The sequence below is a fragment of the Azospirillum lipoferum genome (genome assembly GCF_024170005.1).
Taxonomy (GTDB): domain Bacteria; phylum Pseudomonadota; class Alphaproteobacteria; order Azospirillales; family Azospirillaceae; genus Azospirillum; species Azospirillum lipoferum.
Genome location: NZ_JALJXJ010000003.1, coordinates 318,376 through 339,731 on the forward strand (window position 1 = coordinate 318,376; position 21,356 = coordinate 339,731).

24 protein-coding genes are annotated in these 21,356 nt (G+C 67.6%); 10 read left to right on the plus strand and 14 right to left on the minus strand.

Going from position 1 to position 21,356, the window contains the following annotated elements:
* Positions 1-104 precede the first annotated feature (104 nt).
* The 5 genes from J2848_RS08895 to J2848_RS08915 are packed head-to-tail and all read right to left on the minus strand — an operon-like array spanning position 105 to position 3,597.
* Positions 105-938 (minus strand): capsid assembly protein, encoded by an 834-nt coding sequence (locus J2848_RS08895; protein ID WP_211103044.1) that lies wholly within the window; start codon positions 936-938, stop codon positions 105-107.
* Between the two features lie 44 nt (positions 939-982).
* Positions 983-1,267, minus strand: a complete 285-nt coding sequence (locus J2848_RS08900) for a Bbp19 family protein (protein ID WP_149229363.1) — start codon at positions 1,265-1,267, stop codon at positions 983-985.
* Entirely contained in the window at positions 1,260-2,819 is a 1,560-nt protein-coding gene (locus J2848_RS08905) for a portal protein (protein ID WP_246193604.1), read from the minus strand. Before J2848_RS08905 ends, J2848_RS08900 begins: the two co-directional genes overlap by 8 nt.
* Positions 2,798-3,196 carry a hypothetical protein gene (locus J2848_RS08910; RefSeq protein ID WP_149229362.1) on the minus strand — a complete coding sequence of 133 codons (399 nt, stop codon included), beginning with the start codon at positions 3,194-3,196 and terminating at the stop codon, positions 2,798-2,800. The genes J2848_RS08905 and J2848_RS08910 overlap by 22 nt, the downstream gene beginning before the upstream one ends.
* Positions 3,193-3,597: a hypothetical protein gene (locus J2848_RS08915; protein ID WP_149229361.1), complete on the minus strand. Its 405-nt coding sequence runs from the start codon at positions 3,595-3,597 to the stop codon at positions 3,193-3,195. The genes J2848_RS08910 and J2848_RS08915 overlap by 4 nt, the downstream gene beginning before the upstream one ends.
* A gap of 162 nt (positions 3,598-3,759) precedes the next feature.
* Here J2848_RS08915 and J2848_RS08920 point away from each other — a divergent pair, with 162 nt between their 5' ends.
* Both J2848_RS08920 and J2848_RS08925 read left to right on the plus strand, forming a co-directional pair.
* Positions 3,760-4,392, plus strand: a complete 633-nt coding sequence (locus tag J2848_RS08920; RefSeq protein WP_149229360.1) for a S24 family peptidase — start codon at positions 3,760-3,762, stop codon at positions 4,390-4,392.
* 88 nt (positions 4,393-4,480) lie between these two features.
* On the plus strand, positions 4,481-4,786 hold the full coding sequence (locus J2848_RS08925; protein ID WP_149229359.1) for a hypothetical protein: 306 nt from the start codon (positions 4,481-4,483) through the stop codon (positions 4,784-4,786).
* Here the strand turns inward: J2848_RS08925 and J2848_RS08930 are convergent.
* Positions 4,762-5,610: a branched-chain amino acid aminotransferase gene (locus J2848_RS08930; protein ID WP_149229358.1), complete on the minus strand. Its 849-nt coding sequence runs from the start codon at positions 5,608-5,610 to the stop codon at positions 4,762-4,764. The genes J2848_RS08925 and J2848_RS08930 overlap by 25 nt on opposite strands.
* A 220-nt stretch (positions 5,611-5,830) precedes the next feature.
* On the opposite strand from J2848_RS08930, the gene J2848_RS08935 reads away from it, so the two are divergent.
* On the plus strand, positions 5,831-6,028 hold the full coding sequence (locus J2848_RS08935; RefSeq protein WP_149229357.1) for a hypothetical protein: 198 nt from the start codon (positions 5,831-5,833) through the stop codon (positions 6,026-6,028).
* A 77-nt stretch (positions 6,029-6,105) separates the two neighbouring features.
* Here the strand turns inward: J2848_RS08935 and J2848_RS08940 are convergent, their stop codons facing one another.
* From J2848_RS08940 to J2848_RS08970, 7 genes are all read right to left on the minus strand, one after another.
* Positions 6,106-6,882 carry a succinate dehydrogenase iron-sulfur subunit gene (locus J2848_RS08940; RefSeq protein WP_109443469.1) on the minus strand — a complete coding sequence of 259 codons (777 nt, stop codon included), beginning with the start codon at positions 6,880-6,882 and terminating at the stop codon, positions 6,106-6,108.
* Positions 6,883-6,908: 26 nt separating this feature from the next.
* Positions 6,909-8,693, minus strand: coding sequence for a succinate dehydrogenase flavoprotein subunit (gene sdhA / locus J2848_RS08945; protein ID WP_149229356.1), 1,785 nt, complete (start codon positions 8,691-8,693; stop codon positions 6,909-6,911).
* Positions 8,694-8,698: 5 nt separating this feature from the next.
* The gene (gene sdhD / locus J2848_RS08950; protein WP_149229355.1) at positions 8,699-9,094 is read right to left on the minus strand and encodes a succinate dehydrogenase, hydrophobic membrane anchor protein; all 396 of its coding nucleotides are present in this window, start codon (positions 9,092-9,094) and stop codon (positions 8,699-8,701) included.
* Positions 9,095-9,105: 11 nt separating this feature from the next.
* On the minus strand, positions 9,106-9,495 hold the full coding sequence (gene sdhC / locus J2848_RS08955) for a succinate dehydrogenase, cytochrome b556 subunit (RefSeq protein ID WP_149229354.1): 390 nt from the start codon (positions 9,493-9,495) through the stop codon (positions 9,106-9,108).
* Between the two features lie 276 nt (positions 9,496-9,771).
* Positions 9,772-10,035, minus strand: coding sequence for a hypothetical protein (locus J2848_RS08960; protein WP_063635482.1), 264 nt, complete (start codon positions 10,033-10,035; stop codon positions 9,772-9,774).
* 102 nt (positions 10,036-10,137) lie between these two features.
* Positions 10,138-11,307: a dual-specificity RNA methyltransferase RlmN gene (gene rlmN / locus J2848_RS08965; RefSeq protein WP_109443471.1), complete on the minus strand. Its 1,170-nt coding sequence runs from the start codon at positions 11,305-11,307 to the stop codon at positions 10,138-10,140.
* A gap of 78 nt (positions 11,308-11,385) precedes the next feature.
* Complete coding sequence (locus J2848_RS08970) at positions 11,386-11,952, minus strand: invasion associated locus B family protein (RefSeq protein WP_149229353.1); 567 nt, start codon at positions 11,950-11,952, stop codon at positions 11,386-11,388.
* A 374-nt stretch (positions 11,953-12,326) separates the two neighbouring features.
* Between J2848_RS08970 and J2848_RS08975 the strand changes: the two genes are divergently transcribed.
* From J2848_RS08975 to J2848_RS08995, 5 genes are all read left to right on the plus strand, one after another.
* On the plus strand, positions 12,327-13,988 hold the full coding sequence (locus tag J2848_RS08975) for an HD-GYP domain-containing protein (RefSeq protein WP_149229352.1): 1,662 nt from the start codon (positions 12,327-12,329) through the stop codon (positions 13,986-13,988).
* 124 nt (positions 13,989-14,112) lie between these two features.
* A complete protein-coding gene (locus J2848_RS08980; protein ID WP_149229351.1) occupies positions 14,113-14,361 on the plus strand; it encodes a DUF1272 domain-containing protein in 249 nt (82 codons plus the stop codon).
* Between the two features lie 112 nt (positions 14,362-14,473).
* Positions 14,474-15,109, plus strand: a complete 636-nt coding sequence (locus tag J2848_RS08985; protein WP_149229350.1) for a glutathione S-transferase family protein — start codon at positions 14,474-14,476, stop codon at positions 15,107-15,109.
* An 83-nt stretch (positions 15,110-15,192) separates the two neighbouring features.
* Positions 15,193-16,374, plus strand: coding sequence for a M20 aminoacylase family protein (locus J2848_RS08990; RefSeq protein ID WP_149229349.1), 1,182 nt, complete (start codon positions 15,193-15,195; stop codon positions 16,372-16,374).
* Between the two features lie 7 nt (positions 16,375-16,381).
* Positions 16,382-16,861, plus strand: coding sequence for a protease complex subunit PrcB family protein (locus J2848_RS08995; RefSeq protein WP_149229348.1), 480 nt, complete (start codon positions 16,382-16,384; stop codon positions 16,859-16,861).
* A 48-nt stretch (positions 16,862-16,909) separates the two neighbouring features.
* On the opposite strand, the gene J2848_RS09000 is transcribed toward J2848_RS08995, so the two are convergent.
* Positions 16,910-18,655 carry a putative bifunctional diguanylate cyclase/phosphodiesterase gene (locus J2848_RS09000; protein WP_149229347.1) on the minus strand — a complete coding sequence of 582 codons (1,746 nt, stop codon included), beginning with the start codon at positions 18,653-18,655 and terminating at the stop codon, positions 16,910-16,912.
* A gap of 519 nt (positions 18,656-19,174) precedes the next feature.
* On the opposite strand from J2848_RS09000, the gene J2848_RS09005 reads away from it, so the two are divergent.
* Both J2848_RS09005 and J2848_RS09010 read left to right on the plus strand, forming a co-directional pair.
* Positions 19,175-20,014, plus strand: a complete 840-nt coding sequence (locus J2848_RS09005) for a universal stress protein (protein WP_149229346.1) — start codon at positions 19,175-19,177, stop codon at positions 20,012-20,014.
* A gap of 358 nt (positions 20,015-20,372) precedes the next feature.
* Positions 20,373-21,293, plus strand: a complete 921-nt coding sequence (locus J2848_RS09010; protein ID WP_149229345.1) for a replication protein RepA — start codon at positions 20,373-20,375, stop codon at positions 21,291-21,293.
* Positions 21,294-21,356: the final 63 nt, after the last annotated feature.

The window sequence follows — 21,356 nt, forward strand, 5'->3', positions numbered from 1 at the left end:
GCTGCGGCGCTTTGTCCCTGGCCTGCCCTTGGTCCGGCCGCCGATCCCCTGATGGCCTTCGTGCCGCAGGGATGGCGGCCAGGACCGGTTCATCCCACCCCTGCTCACCCCTGGCTGGGATAAAGGCGCTGGAAGCCCTCGGTGACACGGGCGATCACCGCCGGATCACGGTCCCGCCAATAGCGCGGGTCACGCATCAGGGTGCGCAGTTCGGCCTCGCCCTCGCCGCCGCCCGACCGGTTGCCCGCCATCGACAGGGCCACCGGCTCGCTGCCGGTCATCATCGCATAAAGCGCCATGACACCTTCGTAGGTGGTCGCCAGCCCTTCCACCGCGGCCGGCGGCAGGGTCTTGCCGGCCCAGGCCAGCAGTTGCCGCGACACCTCACGCCAGCGCTCCTCGCCGCCGAAGCGGGCGACCAGCCGCTCGACCTCGCGCTCCGCCTGGAATTCGGCGGCTATGGTCTGGATCAGCGGGATCATCCGCTCGGCGGCGAGATCATAGAGAAGCTGCGCCTGGTCAGGGGTGTAGCCGGCCTGATGCAGGCGGCCGTTGATCTCCGGGTCGGGCTGGAACAGGCCATGACCGCAGGCGATGCTGTAGCCGTCCGGCGTCTCCGGCGTCCCCAACAGGCGGCGAAGCTGCGCGGGGTCGAGGCTGGCCGGATCGAAGGGGGCGGGTTCGGAGGGCGACTCGGAAGCGGCGTCCTGCGGAGCCTGACGCGGCTGGCCCTGCGACGACAGGCGGCGTTCCAGCTCCAGGTAGGATCTCAGCAGGGCCTCGACGCGCAGGGTGCCGGTCTTGGGATCGCGGAACTTCTCCGGGATCGGCAGCGGCGGAGCCGCATCGGCGGGGGCGGGGGCGGGGGCGGGGGCGGGGGCGGGGGCGGGGGCGGGGGCGGGGGCGGCTGCGGATTCGGTCAGCAGAGTGTCGGCCATCATCAACTCCTGCAAGGAAGGGAAAGGGGTGGAAGCACCGCCGGTCATCCTGTCCGCCCGCGCGTGACCAGCGCGAGAATGGTGGCGACCAGTTGGCGCTGTCCTTCGAGGTGACGCAGCGCCGCCTCCGGCGCGTCAGGCCCCAGCGCGCGATCGAGCGTCATCGCCCGCAGCACCGCCAGCACCCGCACCCCGTCATTTCCGGCGAAGCAGCGGGCGAAGCTGGGCGCCGGATCGCCCTCCGACGCCGTGGCGTTATCCGAACCGCAGGGAGGTGACGCTTCCAGCCAGTCCCAGCCGGCCTGCTCGACCGTCGGGTGGTCAGCCATTGGAGCCACCGCCAGTGGAAAGGCCAGCGGTGGAAGGGCCGGCATCGCTCCCGGCGGCGGCGACCTCCGCCCGCATCAGCTTGGCCGGCACGCCGAAGGCCTCGCCCAGCCAATGGGCGGTCGCCGCCGCATCCACCGTGGCCTCCGCCTGCGGTCCCAGCGCCTTGACGCTGTCCAGCCAGCGCAGCGTCGCCTGCACGTCGCGCTGGGCCTGGGCCTGGGCGAGCGGGGAACGGTGCTGCAACTCCACCAGCCGGCCGTCGACGGTGATGTCAGGGATCTCGCCGCGCCGGCGCAGGATCGATACCGCCCGCAGCGCAAGCGGGGTCATCAGCTCCGCCTGGAGCCGGCCATAGGTGGCGCCGAGCAGCCGCGCCATCTCGACCGAGCGTTCCAGCACTTCGGTCGCGGTCATCCGCGCCGACTCCACCGGCCCCAGCCGGTCGACCAGCAGCGCATGGCGGATACGGCCGCGCAAATCGTCCAGCACCAGCTGCGACACGTCGAACCGGCCGGGGTTGGCCAGCGGCGTCAGCCCGGCGGAACCGACCGCCTTCGGGATGATGGTGCCGGGCACCAGCCGGATGGTGGTGGGGTTCAGCACCCCGTCATCATCCGCCTGCCAGATGCCGGTGACGGCGATGGAGGCGTTCTTCAGCACCAGCTCCACCACCTTGTTGGCGGTCTTGATGTCGGGCAGTGCCTTCATCACCGGAGAGCGGCCATAGGTCTCGCCCGGCGCCTTCAGCCAGCGGAAATTGACGAAGGGCGACTGGGCGAAGCGCCCCTGCGCCAGCCAGGACGGCTCGGCCAGCCCGCTGTCCAGCACCACGCCCCAGCGATAGGCCGTGCCGTCGGGCAGCACAGCCTCGACCAGAGGGAACCTGCTGTCGGGATCCTCGGCCGCCTGCTTGCGCAGCTCGTCCGGCAGCTCGGCGCCGGGGAAGCGCTGGAGGATTTGCGCCAGCGTCGCCTCGCTGCGGCGGAAGGTGGCGTCGAGCCGGCCGTCCGGCCCCTCCTCCAGCACCGCCTCGGCCAGCGGCACAGCGGTGAAGCGCAGGCTGGACGGGGCGCCGGGGGCGGCCTCCTCCATCAAGAGGCTGGCGGTGCCGACGGTGACGAGGTCGAGGAAGGCCTGATGGATCTCCACCGCGAAGTTGGAGCGGTCGAAATGAGCCTGGACGATCCCGGCGGCGCGGTCGAGCAGCGGAGCGACGCGGTCACGCTCCGCCCCGGTCAGGGTGGGGCCGGGCTGGAAGCCGAACCAGCGCGACCAGGGCGGCGTCAGTTCAGACAATAGACTGGCGGCCAGCTGTTCCACCGCGTCGGGAGCAGTGCCGTCGAAAAGCCGGTCGACCCGGCGCTCGCCCGGCGTGCCGCCGCCGCGGAAGGGCCTCCCATTGGGCAGCGCGTGGTCGTAGCATTCCTGCCAATGGCTTTCCCACACGCTGCGCCGGTCGCGGGCGACGCGGTAGCGTTCCAGCAATGCCTCGGGTTCCGACAACTCGCCCTTCCTGCGGACGGGCGGTTTCACGGCTGCGGATGCGGGCATGTGCGGTCTCCTCCGGTCAGGTGGCGGTGCAGTTGCCAGGGGGTCAGCACCCGGCGGGCGCGCAGGCCGATCAGGCGCTTGACCGCCTCGACACAGGTGAAGGGCCCCCAAGGCGCGGGGCCGGCCGGGCGACGCAGCGGAGCGGCGTCGACCATCAGCCCCTGGGCGCGGTACCAGCCCGGCAGGTCGAAGTCGGCGGGCAGGTCCAGCACCGCGATGTCGGTGAAGCCGGCCAAAGGATCGACCGCCACCCAGCGCCGCCCGTCGGTCAACAGGGCCAGGCAGTGGCGGAAGCCCGGCTTCAGCAACCGCAGCCACCACAAGGGCGCTTCGCCGCGATAGACGATCCAGGCTGCGCTCCAGGGGGTGGTGCTCATCGTGCAATGCCTTTTTTTCGCAGCGCCGGAGCGATCACGGTGAACGCCTCCTGCCACAGCAAATGGGCACGATGTTCACGGAAGCGCTCCGGGTCCGGCGCGCTCTGGCGGCGACCGTAATGGACCAACACATGCAGGTGGTCGCGCATCAGCTTGCGCGCCCGGTACAGGCGGTCGACCACCTGAAGAAGGTCCTGCGGCTCGCAGGGCCGTGCGACCTGCCCGCAGCCGGCAATGATCCGCGCCCCGGCCGCCTTGGCCTCATGCGCCTGCACTGCCCAGAACCACGCCTCCTCCGCGTCGGCAAAGGGTTCGCCATCGACGCTGTAGGGCTCCGGCTTCAGCGGAACGGTCCGGGAAATGCTGGTTGCTGGCAAAGCGGGGGCGGCCGGACGCAGCATGCTGGTCTCCTTGCGGCTTCGGATTTTTTGAAAAGGAAGGCGCCGGACCTGCGTCGCAGCCGCACCATCCGTTTGCGTTATGTTCCGCTCGCCGCTCGCGGTCAATAGTTTTATGAAAAAGTTCCTAGGGACGCTGTCGCCGCTTTATGAGATTATCGTCCCATGCTGAAACACACGGACATCTGGCGGGCCATAGACCGCCTTGCGGCACAGCACGGGCTCTCCGCCTCCGGGCTGGCGCGGCGCGCCGGACTGGACCCGACCACCTTCAACAAGAGCAAGCGCACGACCAACGACGGCAAGCTGCGCTGGCCGTCGACGGAAAGCATCTCCAAGGTGCTGGACGCCACCGGCGCCTCGCTGTCGGAATTCGTGTCGCTGGTCGGCGACGGCGCCGGCACCACCCCGCTGCAACGGGTTCCGGTGATCGGCTATGCCCAGGCCGGATCGGCCGGCTATTTCGACGATGCGGGCTTTCCCGCCGGCAGCGGCTGGGATGAACTGCTGTTCCCCAGCCTGGGCGACCCGCATGCCTATGCGCTGGAGATTTCCGGCGACAGCATGGAGCCGGTCTATCGCGACGGCGACACCATCATCGTCTCGCCGGCCGCACAGATCCGCCGCAACGACCGCGTCGTCGTCCGCACCAAGGGCGGCGAGGTGATGGCCAAGCAGTTGATCCGCGAGACGGCGACCAAGATTGAACTGCTGTCGATCAACCGCGCCCATCCCGACCGCAGCATCCCGCTGGCGGATGTCGCCTGGATGGCGCGGATCATTTGGGCGAGCCAGTGAGGGCGGGGGCAAACACCTCCCTGCCCGGCGCGCGGTCCTAGGAAAATTTACCTTTACCGACCACCCCGGCAGACGCTATCGTCCATCCATGGATCAAGCCGCTCGCCTGGACAGCCTTCACCGCACCCATGACGCCAAGCCGCCGAAGCAGGAGCTTCGCGTCACCCTGCTCGGCGGTCCGGGTCGCGCCAACGCCATCAAACACGCGGCAACGCTCCGCCAACACAGCACGCTCGCGGCCGAAGCGCGGTTCGCCGCCGCCCGGCGCCGCGGCGTACTGACTGCCGCGGCATGCCGGAGCGATGCGTGGCTGACCCGTCTGGCCGCCACGCTGGCCCATCACCGCCGGGCGGCGGTGGCGCTGCTCGATCAGCGGAACGCGTATTCCCAATAGAGCGCCCGCGCCCGCTGGAACAGCGGTCCCGCCGCGAGATTGCGGTCCTCCACCTTGATCACCGGCACGCATTTGGCGTGGTTGCCGGTGGAGAAGACCTCGTCGGCTTCCAGCACGTCCTGCGGGGTCAGGGTGCATTCCTCCACCGTCACGCCGTCGTTGCGCAGCAGGGCGATGACGCGCTGGCGGGTGATGCCGTTCAGGAAACAGCCGTTCGGCACCGGGGTGCGCACCACGCCGTCCTTGGCGATGAAGATGTTGGAGGTGGCGAACTCCGCAACGTTGCCGATGGCATCCAGCATGATGGCGTTCTGGAAACCGCGCTTGCGCGCCTCGGTCAACGCCAAGCCGGCGTTGGGATAGAGACAGGCGGCCTTCGCCTCGGTCGGAGCCATGGTCGGGATCGGACGCCGGCGCGTGGAGATGCAGGCGGCGAAGCCGGTCGGCTTCGGCAGCGGGTCCTCGTAGATCGACAGGACGAAGCGCGTGCTTTCCGGCGCCGGGGCGACGAAGCCGTCATCGGCGTAGAACATCGGGCGGATGTACAGCTCCGCTTCCTTGGGGAAGCGGCGGATGCCGTCCCAGCACAGTTCTTCGATCTCGCCGGCGGTGACCATCGGCTCCAGCCCCATCACCTGAGCCGAGCGGATGGCGCGGGCGCAATGCAGGTCGAGGTCGGGAGCCACGCCCTGGAAGGCGCGGGCGCCGTCGAAGACCGTCGAAGAGAGCCACAGCGTGTGGGACAGCGGTCCGACGATCGGTGGATTGCCCTCCACCCACTCGCCCTGGATCCAGTTCCACGCTTGGCCTGCCATGCCGCCCATGATTGGTCCTTCCCTTGGATAGAAATGTGTTCTCCCGCTGGGCGACGCCGGTTCGCGCCGTCCATTGGTGGTTCGTCGTCGTTGGTGATCTCCCGAAGAGCATACCCCCTCCCTGCCGCCGGTCAACCGGTGCGCACGCAATCGTCCCGTGCGAGGGAGCGGATTGCGGATTCGGCCGTTGATATGGGAGAGCGAGCAACCGACAGAGGGAGACCATCCCATGCCGATCACCGATCCCGGCCTCGGCGCCGCCCCGCCGAACCCTTTCCCAGGTCCGCACGAGGACATTCCCGGCACCGATCTGCCGGGCACCGACAACCCGGATTTGCCCGACCCCGGCGGCCCCGGCACCACCGACAGCCCGGTCCCCGGCAACGACCTGCCGCCGTCGCGGCCGACCGACCCGGATTTCGTCTGAACATCGGTCCGATGGCCCAAAATGAAAAAGGCGCCCCCGAGGGGGCGCCTTTTCCGTGTCGCGAGCGCTGTCAGCGATCAGCGGCGGGCAACCATCAGCTTCTTGATCTCGGCGATGGCCTTGGCGGGATTAAGACCCTTCGGGCACGCCTTGGTGCAGTTCATGATGGTGTGGCAGCGATAGAGGCGGAACGGGTCCTCGAGGTTGTCGAGGCGCTCGCCCGTCATCTCGTCGCGGCTGTCGGCGATCCAGCGATAGGCCTGGAGCAGGATCGACGGGCCGAGGTAACGGTCGCCGTTCCACCAGTAGCTGGGGCAGGAGGTCGAGCAGCAGAAGCACAGGATGCACTCGTAGAGGCCGTCCAGCTTGGCGCGGTCCTCCGGCGACTGCAGGCGCTCGCGGCTCGGGGCCGGGGACTGCGACTGCAGCCACGGCTTGATCGAGGCGAGCTGGGCGTAGATGTGCTTCAGGTCGGGGACCAGATCCTTCACCACCGGCATGTGCGGCAGCGGGTAGATCTTGACGTCGCCGGGCACGTCCTCGATCGCCTTCAGGCAGGCCAGCGTGTTCGTGCCGTCGATGTTCATCGCGCACGACCCGCAGATGCCCTCGCGGCAGGACCGCCGGAAGGTCAGTGTGCTGTCGACCTGATTCTTGATGTAGATGATCGCGTCCAGGATCATCGGCCCGAACTTGTCGAGGTCGACCACATAGCTGTCGACGCGCGGGTTCTGGCCGTCGTCCGGGTTCCAGCGGTAGATCTTGAAGGTCTTGGCCCGCTTGGCGCCGTTCGCGACGTTGACGGTCTTGCCGACGCCGACCTTGGAGTTGGCTGGCAGGTTGAATTCAACCATGGCTGATTTCCTTTATCCGGCGGGCCTTAGTACACACGGGCCTTGGGCGGGAAGACCTCGACCTCGTCGGTCAGGGTGTACATGTGGACCGGGCGGTAATCGATCTTCGTCTCGCCGTTGTCCGCGACCCAGATGACGGTGTGCTTCATCCAGCCTTCGTCGTCGCGGTTCGGATAGTCCTCACGGGCATGGGCGCCGCGGCTCTCCGGACGGTTCTGGGCGGAATGCAGGGTGGCGACCGCCTGACCCAGCAGGTTATCCAGTTCCAGCGCCTCGACCAGATCGGAGTTCCAGACCAGCGAGCGGTCGGAAATGGCGATCTCGCCCTTCTTGGCATAGACCGCGTCGATCTTCTTGACGCCTTCGTCCAGGACCTCGCCGGTGCGGAAGACGGCGCAGTTGTTCTGCATCGTCCTCTGCATCTCCAGCCGCAGGTCGGCCGACTTGATCGAGCCCTTGGCGTTACGGATGCGGTCGAACCGCTCCAGCGCCTTGTCGCAGCTGTCCGGCTTGACCGACGGAGCCTTGCCCGGCTGGACGATCTCGGCGGCGCGGATGGCGGCCGCACGGCCGAACACCACCAGATCGAGCAGCGAGTTGGAGCCCAGGCGGTTGGCGCCGTGGACCGAGACGCAGGCCGCCTCGCCGATGGCCATCAGGCCCGGGACCACCTGGTCCGGGTTCCCGGCGGTCGGCGACAGCACCTCGCAGTGAACGTTGGTCGGGATGCCGCCCATGTTGTAGTGGACGGTCGGCAGAACCGGGATCGGCTCCTTGGTCACGTCCACGCCGGCGAAGATCTTGGCCGTCTCGGCGATGCCGGGCAGGCGCTGGTGGATGATCTCGGGCGGCAGATGCTCCAGGTGCAGGTGGATGTGATCCTTATGCTCACCCACGCCGCGGCCTTCGCGGATCTCGATGGTCATCGAGCGGGACACGACGTCGCGCGACGCCAGATCCTTGGCCGACGGGGCATAGCGCTCCATGAAGCGCTCGCCGTTGGAGTTGGTCAGATAGCCGCCCTCGCCGCGCACACCCTCGGTGATGAGGCAGCCGGAGCCGTAGATGCCGGTCGGGTGGAACTGCACGAACTCCATGTCCTGCAGGGGCAGGCCGGCGCGCAGGATCATGCCGCCGCCGTCGCCGGTGCAGGTGTGGGCCGAGGTCGCCGAGAAGTAGGCGCGGCCGTAGCCGCCGGTCGCCAGCACCACCAGCTGGCCGCGGAAGCGGTGCAGCGTGCCGTCGTCCAGGTTCCAGGCCAGCACGCCCTTGCAGACGCCGTCCTCCATGATGAGGTCGAGCGCGAAGTATTCGACGAAGAACTCCGCCTCGTGCTTCAGCGACTGCTGATAGAGGGTGTGCAGGATGGCGTGGCCGGTGCGGTCGGCGGCGGCGCAGGTGCGGTAGGCCTGGGTCTTGCCGTACTGCGCGGTCATGCCGCCGAAGGCGCGCTGGTAGATCTTGCCTTCCGGCGTGCGCGAGAAGGGCACGCCGTAATGCTCCAGCTCGATGATCGCCGGGATGGCCTCGCGGCACATGTACTCGATAGCGTCCTGGTCGCCCAGCCAGTCCGACCCCTTGACGGTGTCGTACATGTGGTAGCGCCAGTCGTCCTCGCCCATGTTGCCGAGAGCGGCCGAGATGCCGCCCTGCGCCGCCACGGTGTGGGAGCGGGTCGGGAACACCTTGGTGATGCAGGCGGTCTTCAGGCCCTTTTCGGCCATGCCGAAGGTGGCGCGCAGACCGGCGCCGCCGGCGCCGACGACGACGACGTCATAGGTGTGGTCGATGATGTTGTAGGCGGTCGCCATGGTCGTCAGGCTCCGATGAAGATCTTCACGACGGCCAGCACGCAGGCGGCCGCCAGGGCGAAGGACAGGAACTTGACGCCGATGATCAGCGCCATCTTCTGCCATTCGGCATGCACGTAGTCCTCGATGACCACCTGAAGCCCGGACTGGGCGTGGTGGAAGGTGACCACGGCGGTGAGGATCATCATCACGGCCGAGAAGGGCGACTTCATCCAGGCGACGAACCCGGCATGATCGGCACCCAGATGGCCGATGACGCCGAAGACGAACCACACGGTCAGCGGGACGAGCGCGATCGCGGTCAGGCGCTGCGACCACCAGTGTTCGGTGCCGTGCTTGGCGGAACCCAGACCGCGCGCGACCTGCAGCGGCGAGCGGAGGGTCTTGCTATTGGACGCCATGTCTTATCTCCTCACCACACGGCCAGGCCGACGATCCAGGTCAGCACGGTCAGCACCGCCGTCGCGACGAGGACGACCTTGTTGTTGCGGTCGGCATCGGTCAGTTCGAACGACTTGCCGGCGTCCCAGACCAGATGGCGGATGCCGTTGCACAGGTGGTAGTACAGCGCCGCCGACCAGCCGAACATCAGCAGCAGGCCGAAGAAGGAGCCGATGAAGCCCTGCGCGCGCGCGAACGCTTGCGGACCGGCAGCGGCGGCGACCAGCCACCAGACCAGCAGAAGCGTGCCCACAGCCAGCCCGACGCCCGTGATGCGGTGCGTGATGGACATGACTGCCGTCAACGGGAGTTTGTAGACTTGAAGGTGCGGGGAGAGCGGCCGACCGCTGCCGTTTGCCATTGCGTCGTCCTCTGTTCGCGGCCGGACGCGGCGCAACATGACGATTGCCGCGGCGGCTGGGTGGTGCGTGCCCTTTTGGGACGGCTGTCCCGTCCTATTGGTTGGCGCAATGAATTACGCTCCCGCAGCATCCGAGTCAACGGCGGGGGGTGGCCGAAAGTGCTGGTGTGACGATTTTGGCGCAGCGCGGGAAGTGGCTGAAAAGAAACGGCCTTCCGGTCCTGTGGTAATACCAGCGAAAGCGGGCAGTCGGAGGCTGTCGCGCTTGGGGTCCCGCTACTTGTCGAAGCGCCGCACGTTCTCGACCATCATCGAGTACATCTGCGTAATCAGTTCAGTCGGACGAAGACGGCCGAACGGAATGTTGTCCTTGGCCCATTCGACCAGCCCCGGCGGCGGCTTCAGCGGCGCCACCTCGTACCCCGCCTTCTTCAAGGCGGCGGTCACCGCCTTCGCCTGCTTGGCGTAATCCTCGTTGAAGAAGGACTTGTCGGCGTCCTTGATCGCCTTGGCGATGATGTCCTCGATGGGGGCGGGCATGCCGATGCGTAGGCCGGTTCTGGTTGGCGGAGGTGCCGACACCCTGTCACAGCACGGCACCCTCCGCAATTCCCGGGGTGCCGCGCTGTCGGGAAGCCGCCCTTACGACGCCAGGGCCGCGTCCTTCTCCGCGATGACCGCGGCGATGGCGGCGCGTTCGGCGGCGGTCATGCGCAGGCTGGCGCTCTTCAGCTGGCCGCAGGCGGCCATGATGTCCTCGCCGCGCGGGGTGCGGACCGGGCTGGCATAGCCGGCATTGTTGACGATGTCGCCGAAGACCTGGATCGCCCGCGCGGTCGACCGCTCATAGGGGGCCCCCGGCCATTCGTTGAAGGGGATCAGGTTGATCTTGGCCGGAACGCCCTCCAGCAGCTTGACCAGCGCCCGGGCGTCGGCCGGCGTGTCGTTGATCCCCTTCAGCATCACATATTCGAAGGTGATGCGCCGCGCGTTGGACAGGCCGGGGTAATTGCGGCAGGCCTCCATCAGATCCCGCAGCGGGTATTTGCGGTTGATGGGCATGATGATGTCGCGCAGTTCGTCGGTCACCGCATGCAGGCTGACCGCGAGATTCACGTTCAGCTCCTGGCCGCAACGCTCCATCATCGGCACGACGCCGGAGGTCGATAGCGTGATGCGACGCTTGGAGATCGAGATGCCGTCGCCGTCCATCACGATCTTCAGCGCCTTGGCGACGTTGTCGTAATTGAACAGCGGCTCGCCCATGCCCATCATGACGATGTTGGACAGCATGCGCCCGTCGGGCGGCGCCGGCCATTCGCCCAGCATGTCGCGCGCCAGCATCACCTGCGCCACGATCTCGGCCGAATCCAGGTTGCGCACCAAGCGTTGCGTGCCGGTGTGGCAGAAGCGGCAGGTCAGGGTGCAGCCGACCTGGGAAGAGACGCAGAGCGTGCCGCGATCCTCCTCGGGGATGTGGACGCTCTCCACCTCCTGCCCGTCGGGCATGCGCAGCAGCCACTTGCGGGTGCCGTCCGCCGACTTCAGGTCCTTCACCACCGTCGGCCGCGCCACGATGTAGGCATCGGCCAGCTTTTCCCGCACCGGCTTGGCCAGCGTGGTCATCTCGGCGAAATCGGTGGAGCCGCGGTGGTAGATCCAGTGCCAGAGCTGGCGTGCCCGGAACTTTTCCAGGCCGACCGACAGCATCTCGGCTTCCAGCTCTTCGCGGGACAGGCCGACAAGGTTCTTGCGTCCGTCGGCATCGGTCGCCGGCAGAACGAAGGCGGAAGCATGATTGGAGGCGCTCATGGCCCCATTACATAGGGCCATGCGCGCGCGGAGTCAAAAGACTCGAAGGGAAAAAGACCGAGTAAAGCGCTGCGGCGATCAGCGCTTCACGCCGCAGGCCTCGTTGATGGCATCATAGGCCTGCCCGACGCCGGCCAGGCTGTAGGTGTCGGTCGTCTTGGTGCCGCGGCCGGACACGCCCTTCACCACCATCTGCTTGCCGTTGCGCAGCGCCGTGGACACGGCGCGGTCGGCGTCGGCATCGCGGGCCCAGGCGGTCTCGCCATCGGTGAACAGCTTGAAGTCCTTGCCGTCGATGCTGACCTCGGCCTCGCTGCCCTTCTTGAACGGATAGCCGACGATGATGCTGACGACGTCCAGGGCCTTTTCCGCCGGGCGGTGGGTGACCAGCGTGTAGATGTCGCCGCGCTTCGCCTTCGGCTCCGACTTCTTGGGCTGGCTGGACATGTAGCACACCTTCTGGCCCTTCTCCTCGAACAGGAAGGCGTTCCAGTCCTTGAAGGTGCCGAGATGGCGCGGGTCGGCCGCGGCAGCCGGCGCGGCTGTCACACCGGCGGCCAGAAAGCCGGCGGCGAGAATGGAAGAGACGACAGAACCGGCAAAGACGGCCCCGGCAAATCGGCGGACGGCGTTGGGAGGCAACATCGGTCTTGCGTCTGCTCGTTGTTGGTCCGTGGGGTGCGGGCGGACACTACCCCAAACGGACTGACCATTCCAAGGCCGCCGGGGCGGGTCAGGGTCGTTTCTCACAGCCTCGCTTCTCACGGCCTGCCCTGCCCGCCGCGTGACATTCCGACACCCTTTGGGATGATGGGGGGCCATAAGCTTGTCGCGGGCCTAACCGCGGGGTTCCCGCTATATCTGAGCCCGGCATGAACGCGACGGGAGCCGGCATGGCCAAGCTATTCAAGCCTGCTCCCGTCGAAGGCATTGGCGGCACTTGTCGCCGGTTGAACGAATCGTCCGATGGGATTACTTTACCGGACGCGCACCATGCACGCGCAACCGCTGGGAATGCCATGCTCCACGACGATGCACGGCCGGAGATGGCCGGTCCGGTTGCCAAACCACCATTCAAGGTTCTGGTCGTCGATCCCGATCCGTCGCTGCTGGCCACGGCCCGGTCGGCACTGAACGGGCTGTCCATCGACGGCGCCGGGGTCGAGCTGACCGGCGCCACCTCCGCCGCCGAGGCGCGTGCCGCCCTGCAGCGCCATCCCGACACCGCCCTGATCCTGCTGGAAACCGCGCTGGAAGGCCCGAAGGCAGGGCTGGAGCTGGTGGCCTATCTGCGTCGCGAACTGGGCAATCAGCGCACCCGCATTCTGGTCTGCACCGGCGATCGGGAGGCCGGGACCGAAGACGAGGAGACCGGAACCGAGGACGAGGCCATTGCCGTCAACGACGTCGGCGACTGGCGGGTGAAGGCGGAGTTGACGCCGCGCGCGCTGCGCACCGCGGTCGCCGGGCAGCTGCGCACCTTTGCCAGCCTCCAGGCGCTGGCGGCAGGCCGCAAGGGGCTGGCCCGCATGCTGGTCGCCACCACCGGCCTGCTGGAGATGCGCACGCCCGACGTGCTGTTCCCCAACATCCTGCCGCGTGTGGTCGGGCTGCTCGGCATCGGCCACCATGCGCTGCTGTGCATCCAGGGCGACACGCTGCCGCGCGACCGCAAGATCCGGGTGCGCGCCTCCACCGGCCGCTTCGCCAGGTGGAGGGATGTCGAGGTCGCGGACCTCGGCGAACCGCGGGTGGAGGCGGCGCTGGAACGGCTGTCGCCCAGCAGCGAGACGATCATCGAGCCGGATTTCTGCGCGCTGCGCCTGCGCGCCAACGGCGGCATCACCGGCATGATCTATGTCGAGGGCCGCAACGATGGCACCGCCCGCGAATGGCAGCTGATGGAGCTGTTCCGCAACAAATGCTCCATCGCCTTCGAGAACGCCCTGCTGATCGAGGAACTGAACACCTCGCAGAAGGCGACGGTCCTCGCGATGGGTGCCCTGGCCGAATACAAGGACAACGCCGCCACCGGCCATCTTCAGCGCATCGAGAAGCTGGTGGGTTCCATCGCCCGAGAGCTGCACCAGCGCGAGAAGTTCCGGGACGAGCTGGACGCCGATTTCGTCGAGAAGGTCGGGCTGGCAGCCCTGCTGCACGACGTCGGCATGCTGAGCGTGTCGGACGAGACGCTGGGCATGCCCGGCGAGCTGACCGGCATCGACATGCAGATGATCCAGCGCCACACCGAGATCGGCCACCGCATCCTGGCCGAGGCGGCGGTGCCGCTGCGCGGCCGGTCACTGCTGTCCATCGCGGCGGAGATCGCGCGCTACCACCACGAACGCTATGACGGATCGGGGTATCAGGAGGGGCTGCGCGGCAACGCCATTCCGATCGGTGCCCGCATCATGGCGGTGGCCGACGTGTTCGACGCGCTGATCACCAGCCGCCAGTACCGCAGCGCCTGGGCGGTGGAAGACGCGATATCCTGGATCGTCGAACGGTCGGGCCGCGACTTCGACCCCGACGTGGTCGACGCCTTCGTCCATGTCGTCCGCCGCTTCCAGACCGACGATCCCGGCTGGTTCCCAAAGGCCGGCAGCGGCCATGGCATGCTGGGCGGCGCCATCGGCCGCAAGCTGCGCGCCCTGTTCGGCCGCCGGGCAGAGATGATGTAGCCTCTCTCCGGGAAGGGTGCATCGCTTTGGCAGTATCTTAACGGTCATCGGCATCTACGCCACTCACCCTGGCAAGCGAAGCCCGCTATCCTCCCTGGCATATCCCCGAACCGGAGACCACGCCATGCTGGAGCTGCGCCCCAACTGCGAATGCTGCAACCGCGACCTGCCGCCCGACGCGCCGGATGCCTATATCTGCTCCTTCGAATGCACCTTCTGCGCCGGCTGCCGCGCCCGGCTACCGGGGGAGCGCTGCCCGAATTGCGGGGGCGAACTGGTGCGGCGGCCGATCCGTCCGGCGGCGAAGCTGGCAGCCAACCCGCCTTCGGCAACAAGGATCGTGAAGCCGGACGGCTGCGCCTCCCTGTTCTGACCCCTGCCAAATCGAGAGCGCTGTCGCTGGCGTTCGCCGCGCAAATCGGCCAGACTGGCGGCATCGCTCCCGGGGAACCCGGCCCCGGACGGAGCGCAGGGATCGTCACGGCATGCTCACGCTCTACAGCTTCCCCACGCCCAACGGACGCAAGGCCTCCATCCTGCTGGAGGAGTTGGGACTGCCCTATACCGTCCACCGCGTCGATCTGGCCGCCGGCGAGAACAAGCGGCCGGACTTCCTGGCGGTCAGCCCGATCACCAAGATTCCGGCGCTGGTGGAAGAGCTGCCGGGCGGCCGGGTGCGGCGCCTGTTCGGCTCCGGCGCCATCCTGCTGCATTTCGCCGAGCGCACCGGCCGGCTGCTGCCCGAGGACGAGGACGAGCGGGCGGAGGCGATGAGCTGGTTCATGCTGGGCATCAGCGACCTCGGCCCCACCGCCATCGACATGCAGCGCTTCGCCGCCCGCTCCCCTGACCGCATCCCCCACGCCATCGACCTGTACAAGGGCGAGCTGATGCGCTGCTATGCAGCGCTGGAGGAGCGCCTGGGCATGGCGGAGTATCTGGCGGGCGCCTCCTACTCCATCGCCGATATCGCCTGTTTCCCCTTCATCGCCGCCGCGGCGGTGGCGGGCGGCGGGCTGCTGGAGCGTTTTCCCAACCTGAAGCGCTGGCACGACGCCGTCGCTGCGAGGCCGGCGGTCCAGCGCGGCATGGCGATCCCCGATCTGGCCACTTCCGGCTGAATGCCCCATGTCGACAATCCGCCGCCTTCCTCCTTCAGTTCTCCCCGAACGCCATCCGGCCGTTCCAACCAGACGTTAGAGACATGCCGATCAACAACCGCATCGCCGCCTTCCAGGACGACATGACCGTGTGGCGGCGCGACATCCACGCCCACCCGGAGCTGGGGTTCGAGGAAAAGCGCACCTCCGACATCGTCGCCGCGAAGCTGGCGGAATTCGGCATCACCGTGCATCGCGGCCTGGGCGGGACCGGCGTCGTCGGCACGCTGACGGGGCTCGGCACCGGCAGCGGGCGAGCCATCGGGTTGCGCGCCGACATGGACGCGCTGCCGATGCCGGAGGCCAACGACTTCGACCATGCCTCGCGCCATGCCGGCAAGATGCACGCCTGCGGCCATGACGGACACACCACCATGCTGCTGGGGGCCGCCCGTTATCTGGCGGAGACCCGCAACTTCGACGGCACCGTCCACTTCATCTTCCAGCCTGCCGAAGAGGGCTTGGGCGGCGCCAAGCGGATGATCGACGACGGGCTGTTCCGGCAGTTCGACTGCGAGCAGGTCTATGGCCTGCACAATTGGCCGGAGTTGCCGGCCGGCCAGATCGCCGTCCATCCCGGCCCGGTGATGGCGGCGGCCAACCAGTTCGAAATCCATGTGACCGGCCACGGCGCCCACGCCGCCATGCCCCACCGCGGCATCGACCCGGTGCTGGTGTCGGCCCACATCATCACCGCGGCGCAGAGCCTGGTCAGCCGCGGGACCAACCCGGCCGAGAGCGCCGTGGTGTCGATCACGGTGGTGGAGGCCGGAACCGCAGCCAACGTCATTCCCGACAGCGCACGGATGCTGGGCACCATGCGCACTTTCTCGGAAGAGAACCACCGCCGCATCCAGGAGCAGTTCGGCCGCCTCGTCTCCAGCATCGCCGAAGGTCTGGGCGCCAAGGCAGAGTTGCGCTTCCGCCCCGGCTATCCCGCCACCATCAACAGCGAGCCGGAGGCGCGCATCGCCGCAAGCGCCGCCGCCAGGGTGGTGGGCGAGGAAAACGTTGTCTGGGCGCCGCCACCGACGATGGCGGCGGAGGATTTCGGCTATATGCTGAAGGAACGGCCGGGCGCCTACATCTGGCTCGGCCATGGCGGCCATCGCGGTCCCTCCTGCCGCCTGCACAACCCGCATTACGACTTCAACGACGCGATCCTGACCACTGGCGCCAGCTATTGGGCGTCGCTGGTCGAGACGATCCTGCCGCGGAGCGCCTGACCGTCCCATGAAGCTGCCGTCCCCTCCCCGTCCGATCCCGCATCTGATCCCGCTGCTGTTCGTCCCAGTCCTTCTGCTGGCCTCCTGCCAGAGCGGCAACGATCGTGCCGACGGCAACCTGCTGCCGACGCAGGCGGAGGCCGGCACCGTTTGGCAGGGCGATCACAGCAGCGCCGCCGAGCGCGCCTATGTCGTCGCCCGCGACTCCGGCGAATGGTCGGCATTGTGGGCCAGGGTCGGCGAGCCGGCCCCGTCCTCCCTGCCCGGCGGGCGGATGGCGGTGGCGGTATTCCTGGGGCCGCGCGACAGCGCCGGCTACGGCGTCACCGTCGACAGCGTGCAGCAGAAGGGCGCCGACCTGATCGTCGGCTATCACGAGATGGTGCCCGGCCCGGCCCAGGCCGTGGCACAGATGCGCACCAGCCCCTATGCCATCCGCCTGCTGCCCAGCGTGGCGGGGACGCCGAAGTTCGTTCGGGGGAAGTGAGGTTTGGGAGTGGTGGGGGGCTGACGCCGAAGCCTTAAACCGCCACCCTCACCGCGGCATCTGCCACGGCAATTCCCCGCCCACCAGCTTGCCCGCCTCTGCCGACGGCAGCGGGCGGGCGAAGTGGTAGCCCTGGCCGTAGTCGCAGGCCAGCGCCCGCAGCAGGTTGGCGTCGGCGCTGGTCTCGATGCCTTCGGCGATGACGTCGAAGCCGAGCAGGCGCGCCAGATCCATGATGATGCGGACGATCGCGCGGTTTTCCTCCGATTGGTGCATGGCCGAGACGAAGGAACGGTCGACCTTCAGGCTGTCGATCGGCAGCTTGTGCAGATAGGACAGCGACGAATAGCCGGTGCCGAAATCGTCGATCGACAGCTTGATGCCCAGCGCCCGCAGATCGCGCAGCAGGCGGATCGACTGTTCCGCCTTGTCCATGACGGCGCTTTCCGTCAGCTCCAGCTTGATCCAGGACGGCTCCACCCCGGTCTCGCGCAGGACCTCGCGCACGACCTGGACGAAGTTGGGATCGGACAGCTGGTGGGTGGACAGGTTGATGCTCATGAACAGCGGGGCGGAACCCGGCTCGCGGCGGTCCTGCCACTCGGCGATCTGCAGGCAGGCCTGCCGCAGCACCCAGGTGCCGAGCGACACGACGAGGCCCGTGCTCTCGGCGATCGGTATGAAGATGCCGGGCGGGATGTTGCCGCGCTCCGGGTGGTTCCAGCGCATCAGCGCCTCGAACCCTGCCAGCCCGCCGGTCACCATCTCCACGATCGGCTGGTAGGCGACCCACAGGTCGCTGCCGCTGTCCAGCGCGCTGCGCAGGTCGTGTTCCAGCCGCACCTGCTCGACCACATGGGAATGCATCGCCGGGTCGAACCAGGCCTGCCGCCCACCGCCTTGTTCGCGGGCGCGGGCGGTGGCGATCTCGGCATCGCGCAGAACGTCGTCGGGACGCTCGTGGGTCGGCGACGCCACGGCGACGCCGATGCTGGCGGACAGGAACACCGTGCCGCCGGAACTGGACCGGGCGGAGCGCACCACCGCCGCCAGTTCCTCAATGGCACTTTCCAGCGCCGGCCGGTCGCAGGAACCGCCGGCCAGCATGGCGAAGGCATGGTCGCTGACCCGGGCGATCAGGTCGAAGGCGGCGGCCTGCGCTGCCATCCGCTGGGCCAGACCGTCCAGCACCTCATTGGCGAAGCCCTGCCCCATGCTGCTGCGGATTTCGGCGAAACGGTCGATGTCCAGGATGACGAGCGTGAAAGGCTCGCCCATGTTGCGGTAGTCCGCCATGTGCTTCAGCAGCATCAGGCGGTTGGCCAGCCCGGTCACCGGGTCGTAATAAGCGAGACGGAACAGGTCGTCCTGCACCTGCCGGCGTTCGGTCATGTCCTGCAGGATGACGAAATAGCCGGTGATGGCGCCGTCTTCCGCCCGGTGCGGCGCATGCAGCCGCGTCACGTAGCGCTGCAAGCCGTCGGCCTGGGTGATCCAGCCTTCCGTCTGCACCGTCTCCCCGGCCAGGGCGCGTTCGGCCGCCCCGACGGTGTTGCGCAGCTGATCCGGCCCCAGCAGGTCGCCGATGGTGGTGCCGACCGCCTTTTCCAGCGTCGTCCCCATCATCTCCAGATACGCGCGGTTGGCGTAGATGTGCCGCCGCTGCGGGTCCATCAACGCCACCTTCACCGTCATGGCGTCGAGAATCTGACGCAGGGCATCGAGCCCCGGCGCGCCGGATACGGCACCCGATAAAGCGTCGGCCAGGGCGGTGATTCGGGGATCAGGACTCATGGCGAGGATAGAGCGGGGTACTCATCAGGAAATCGATACCCAACACTTACGCGAAGTGTCACCCGCCCGTCAAAACCAAAGCGGCCATAGTGCAACAGAGCTTGAACGTTTCTACAGCCGGTTCAACGGAAACACGGCTGCATATGCATGAGCATATCATAGTATTCATTCAAGCGCGGGTTGCACCATCGCTGAACGTACAATCCCGATTTTCTGTTCCTCCTTGCGCGAATAAAGGAAACCTCTTCGTTTTTGCCGATCGGCCTGCGGCCTGCGATTGCACTCGTGATCGAAAGTTCGGCCAACGATCTGTCTTGTGCAGTGCAGGAACGCGGCAAAGGCATGGCTGTGCCCTGTAATGGAAAGGCATCGGCGGACGGGCGCGGATTTATACTGCCAATAGAAGTGGGGCCAACGAAGCTGAGGAGTCGCCCGGCCAGCCCCGGCGCCGCCCTGACCGTAAATCCCCGATTCCCCCAACGAGGGGCAACGACCACCATTTTGGGCAGGAACCACGCCATGGCTCTCAAGGATTTCCTGGTCGTCGTCGATGATACGCCCGCGTCAGCAGCGCGTCTCGACCTTGCGGCACGGCTCGCGGCACGGTGCGATGCGCACCTGACCGCGCTCTATGCCTTCACCGATATGGTGTTGCCCGGCTACATCGAAGCCGAATTTCCGCAGGAATTGCGCGAAAGCCGCCGCCAGAGCCGCAAGGACCAGACGGACCGGATGCAGGCGGCTTTCGACGACGTCATGCGCCATCACGGCCTGACCGACCGGTCCGAATGGCTGGCACAGGAAGGCGATCCGACCATCACCACCGCAGTGCGCGGCCGTTACGCCGATCTGGTCATGGTGGGCCAGCCCGATCCGGACCGCGACCGCGACCAGCCCATCGCCCAGCCGGCCGACCTGCTGTTCGAATGCGGCCGGCCGCTTCTGGTCGTGCCCTATGCCGGCCGCTTCTCCAGCATCGGCGAGCGGGTGCTGGTCGGCTGGAACGGCAGCCGCGAGGCGGCGCGCGCCGTCGGCGACGCCCTGCCCCTGCTGACCACCGCCAAGCGCGTCGTGGTGATGGCCGCCAACCCGAAGCCCGGTCCCAATGGGCTGGGTGACGAGCCCTGCGCCGACATCGCCCGCCACCTGTCCCGCCACGGCTGCCGGGTGGAAGCGACCCATGTCGCCACCGACGTGGTGGAGCCCGGCGACACCCTGCTGAACATGGCTGCCGACGAAAGCTGTGACCTGCTGGTAATGGGCGCCTACGGCCGTTCGCGCTTCCGCGAACTGGTGCTGGGCGGCATGACCCGCTTCATGCTGCAGCACATGACGGTTCCGGTACTGATGAGCCATTGAGAGGATAGGTGGGGGCATCGCAGCCGGCAGGTCCCCACCCGGTCTCCCGCCTGCTGGCATAAGGGCGTGGGGTTAAGCGACCGGCCACTTTCCCGAGTCCCTCCGCAACCACCGCGAGTCGCCCCTCGCAGCCTGTGGGGAAAAGCGACCGGCCCCGGTTGTCCACCCCGTTCCCCGTGGGGAAAAGCGGCGGATTCGTGGGGAAAAGCGGCGCGACTCGGGGTTTCCCCATGGGGACAAGCGGCGACTCAACTAATAAGTCTAACAACTAACCGTCGACTAGCACGGTCGCCTAACCCCACATTGACTCCGCTGCCCGCCGCTCACCAGGATGCCACAACATCTGGGTGAGGGCGCGATGGGCGACATACACAGGCTGGTGATCGAACATGGCCGGGACAAGGCGCGCGCCCTGGTCAGGCCGGAGGAGCGGACGTTGGTGGACATCGCCGCCGACATCCTGGCGGACGAGAACCAGCATCTCGGCATCACCTACAGCGGCTTCTGCCTGACCAGCCTGCCGCACAAGAAGCTGGCCGACGACGTGCCCTGGGAAAAGCGCGGCCATCAGGTGACGCTGCTGGTCGAACCGGGCCGGCTGAAGGTGAACGGCAAGATGAAGCTGTTCGGCGTGCCTTATGGCGCGCGGGCGCGGATGATCCTGATCTATCTGCAGACCCAGGCCGTGCGCACCGGCCGCCGTGAAGTGGAACTCGGCCGTTCCATGCGCGACTGGCTGACCCGCATGGGCATCAGCGTCGGGGGCGAGACCTTCCGCGGCTTCCGCGAGCAGTCGCTGCGCATCTCCGCCTGCTCGCTGAAGTTCTTCTGGGACGGTGAGGATGCCGACGTCTTCGAGAAGGGCGGCATCGTCAAGCGTGGCCTGATCTTCCATGACGCCCTCGGCGACGACCGCCAGGGCACGCTGTGGAACGACGTGGTCCAGTTGGACGAGACCTTCTTCCAGGCCCTGCGCGACCATCCGGTTCCCCTGCTGGAAGAGGCGGTGCGGCAGTTGAAGGACCGTTCGCTGAGCCTGGACCTGTATGTCTGGCTGGCCTACCGGCTGCATTCGCTGAGCCGGCCGCAGCCGATCTCCTGGCCATCGCTCTATGCGCAGTTCGGCGCCGGTTACGACCAGATGAAGCATTTCAAGCCGCGCTTCGTCCAGGCGCTGCAATATGCGCTGGCCGCCTATCCGGATGCGAAGGTCGAACCGGCCGATGACGGCGTCGTCCTCCACCCCAGCCGCCCGCCCATCGCCCGCCTGCTGGCATGAGGGCGTGGGGTTAAGCGACCGGCGCTGAAAGTCCCCTGGTCGCTTAACCCCACATCCCGACGC

Bases quoted from the DNA above. Each gene is read 5' to 3' on its own strand.
- J2848_RS08895 (WP_211103044.1), bottom strand. From the start codon at position 938: ATGGCCGACACTCTGCTGACCGAATCCGCAGCCGCCCCCGCCCCCGCC.
- J2848_RS08900 (WP_149229363.1), bottom strand. From the start codon at position 1,267: ATGGCTGACCACCCGACGGTCGAGCAGGCCGGCTGGGACTGGCTGGAA.
- J2848_RS08905 (WP_246193604.1), bottom strand. From the start codon at position 2,819: ATGCCCGCATCCGCAGCCGTGAAACCGCCCGTCCGCAGGAAGGGCGAG.
- J2848_RS08910 (WP_149229362.1), bottom strand. From the start codon at position 3,196: ATGAGCACCACCCCCTGGAGCGCAGCCTGGATCGTCTATCGCGGCGAA.
- J2848_RS08915 (WP_149229361.1), bottom strand. From the start codon at position 3,597: ATGCTGCGTCCGGCCGCCCCCGCTTTGCCAGCAACCAGCATTTCCCGG.
- J2848_RS08920 (WP_149229360.1), top strand. From the start codon at position 3,760: ATGCTGAAACACACGGACATCTGGCGGGCCATAGACCGCCTTGCGGCA.
- J2848_RS08925 (WP_149229359.1), top strand. From the start codon at position 4,481: ATGGATCAAGCCGCTCGCCTGGACAGCCTTCACCGCACCCATGACGCC.
- J2848_RS08930 (WP_149229358.1), bottom strand. From the start codon at position 5,610: ATGGGCGGCATGGCAGGCCAAGCGTGGAACTGGATCCAGGGCGAGTGG.
- J2848_RS08935 (WP_149229357.1), top strand. From the start codon at position 5,831: ATGCCGATCACCGATCCCGGCCTCGGCGCCGCCCCGCCGAACCCTTTC.
- J2848_RS08940 (WP_109443469.1), bottom strand. From the start codon at position 6,882: ATGGTTGAATTCAACCTGCCAGCCAACTCCAAGGTCGGCGTCGGCAAG.
- sdhA (WP_149229356.1), bottom strand. From the start codon at position 8,693: ATGGCGACCGCCTACAACATCATCGACCACACCTATGACGTCGTCGTC.
- sdhD (WP_149229355.1), bottom strand. From the start codon at position 9,094: ATGGCGTCCAATAGCAAGACCCTCCGCTCGCCGCTGCAGGTCGCGCGC.
- sdhC (WP_149229354.1), bottom strand. From the start codon at position 9,495: ATGGCAAACGGCAGCGGTCGGCCGCTCTCCCCGCACCTTCAAGTCTAC.
- J2848_RS08960 (WP_063635482.1), bottom strand. From the start codon at position 10,035: ATGCCCGCCCCCATCGAGGACATCATCGCCAAGGCGATCAAGGACGCC.
- rlmN (WP_109443471.1), bottom strand. From the start codon at position 11,307: ATGAGCGCCTCCAATCATGCTTCCGCCTTCGTTCTGCCGGCGACCGAT.
- J2848_RS08970 (WP_149229353.1), bottom strand. From the start codon at position 11,952: ATGTTGCCTCCCAACGCCGTCCGCCGATTTGCCGGGGCCGTCTTTGCC.
- J2848_RS08975 (WP_149229352.1), top strand. From the start codon at position 12,327: ATGCTCCACGACGATGCACGGCCGGAGATGGCCGGTCCGGTTGCCAAA.
- J2848_RS08980 (WP_149229351.1), top strand. From the start codon at position 14,113: ATGCTGGAGCTGCGCCCCAACTGCGAATGCTGCAACCGCGACCTGCCG.
- J2848_RS08985 (WP_149229350.1), top strand. From the start codon at position 14,474: ATGCTCACGCTCTACAGCTTCCCCACGCCCAACGGACGCAAGGCCTCC.
- J2848_RS08990 (WP_149229349.1), top strand. From the start codon at position 15,193: ATGCCGATCAACAACCGCATCGCCGCCTTCCAGGACGACATGACCGTG.
- J2848_RS08995 (WP_149229348.1), top strand. From the start codon at position 16,382: ATGAAGCTGCCGTCCCCTCCCCGTCCGATCCCGCATCTGATCCCGCTG.
- J2848_RS09000 (WP_149229347.1), bottom strand. From the start codon at position 18,655: ATGAGTCCTGATCCCCGAATCACCGCCCTGGCCGACGCTTTATCGGGT.
- J2848_RS09005 (WP_149229346.1), top strand. From the start codon at position 19,175: ATGGCTCTCAAGGATTTCCTGGTCGTCGTCGATGATACGCCCGCGTCA.
- J2848_RS09010 (WP_149229345.1), top strand. From the start codon at position 20,373: ATGGGCGACATACACAGGCTGGTGATCGAACATGGCCGGGACAAGGCG.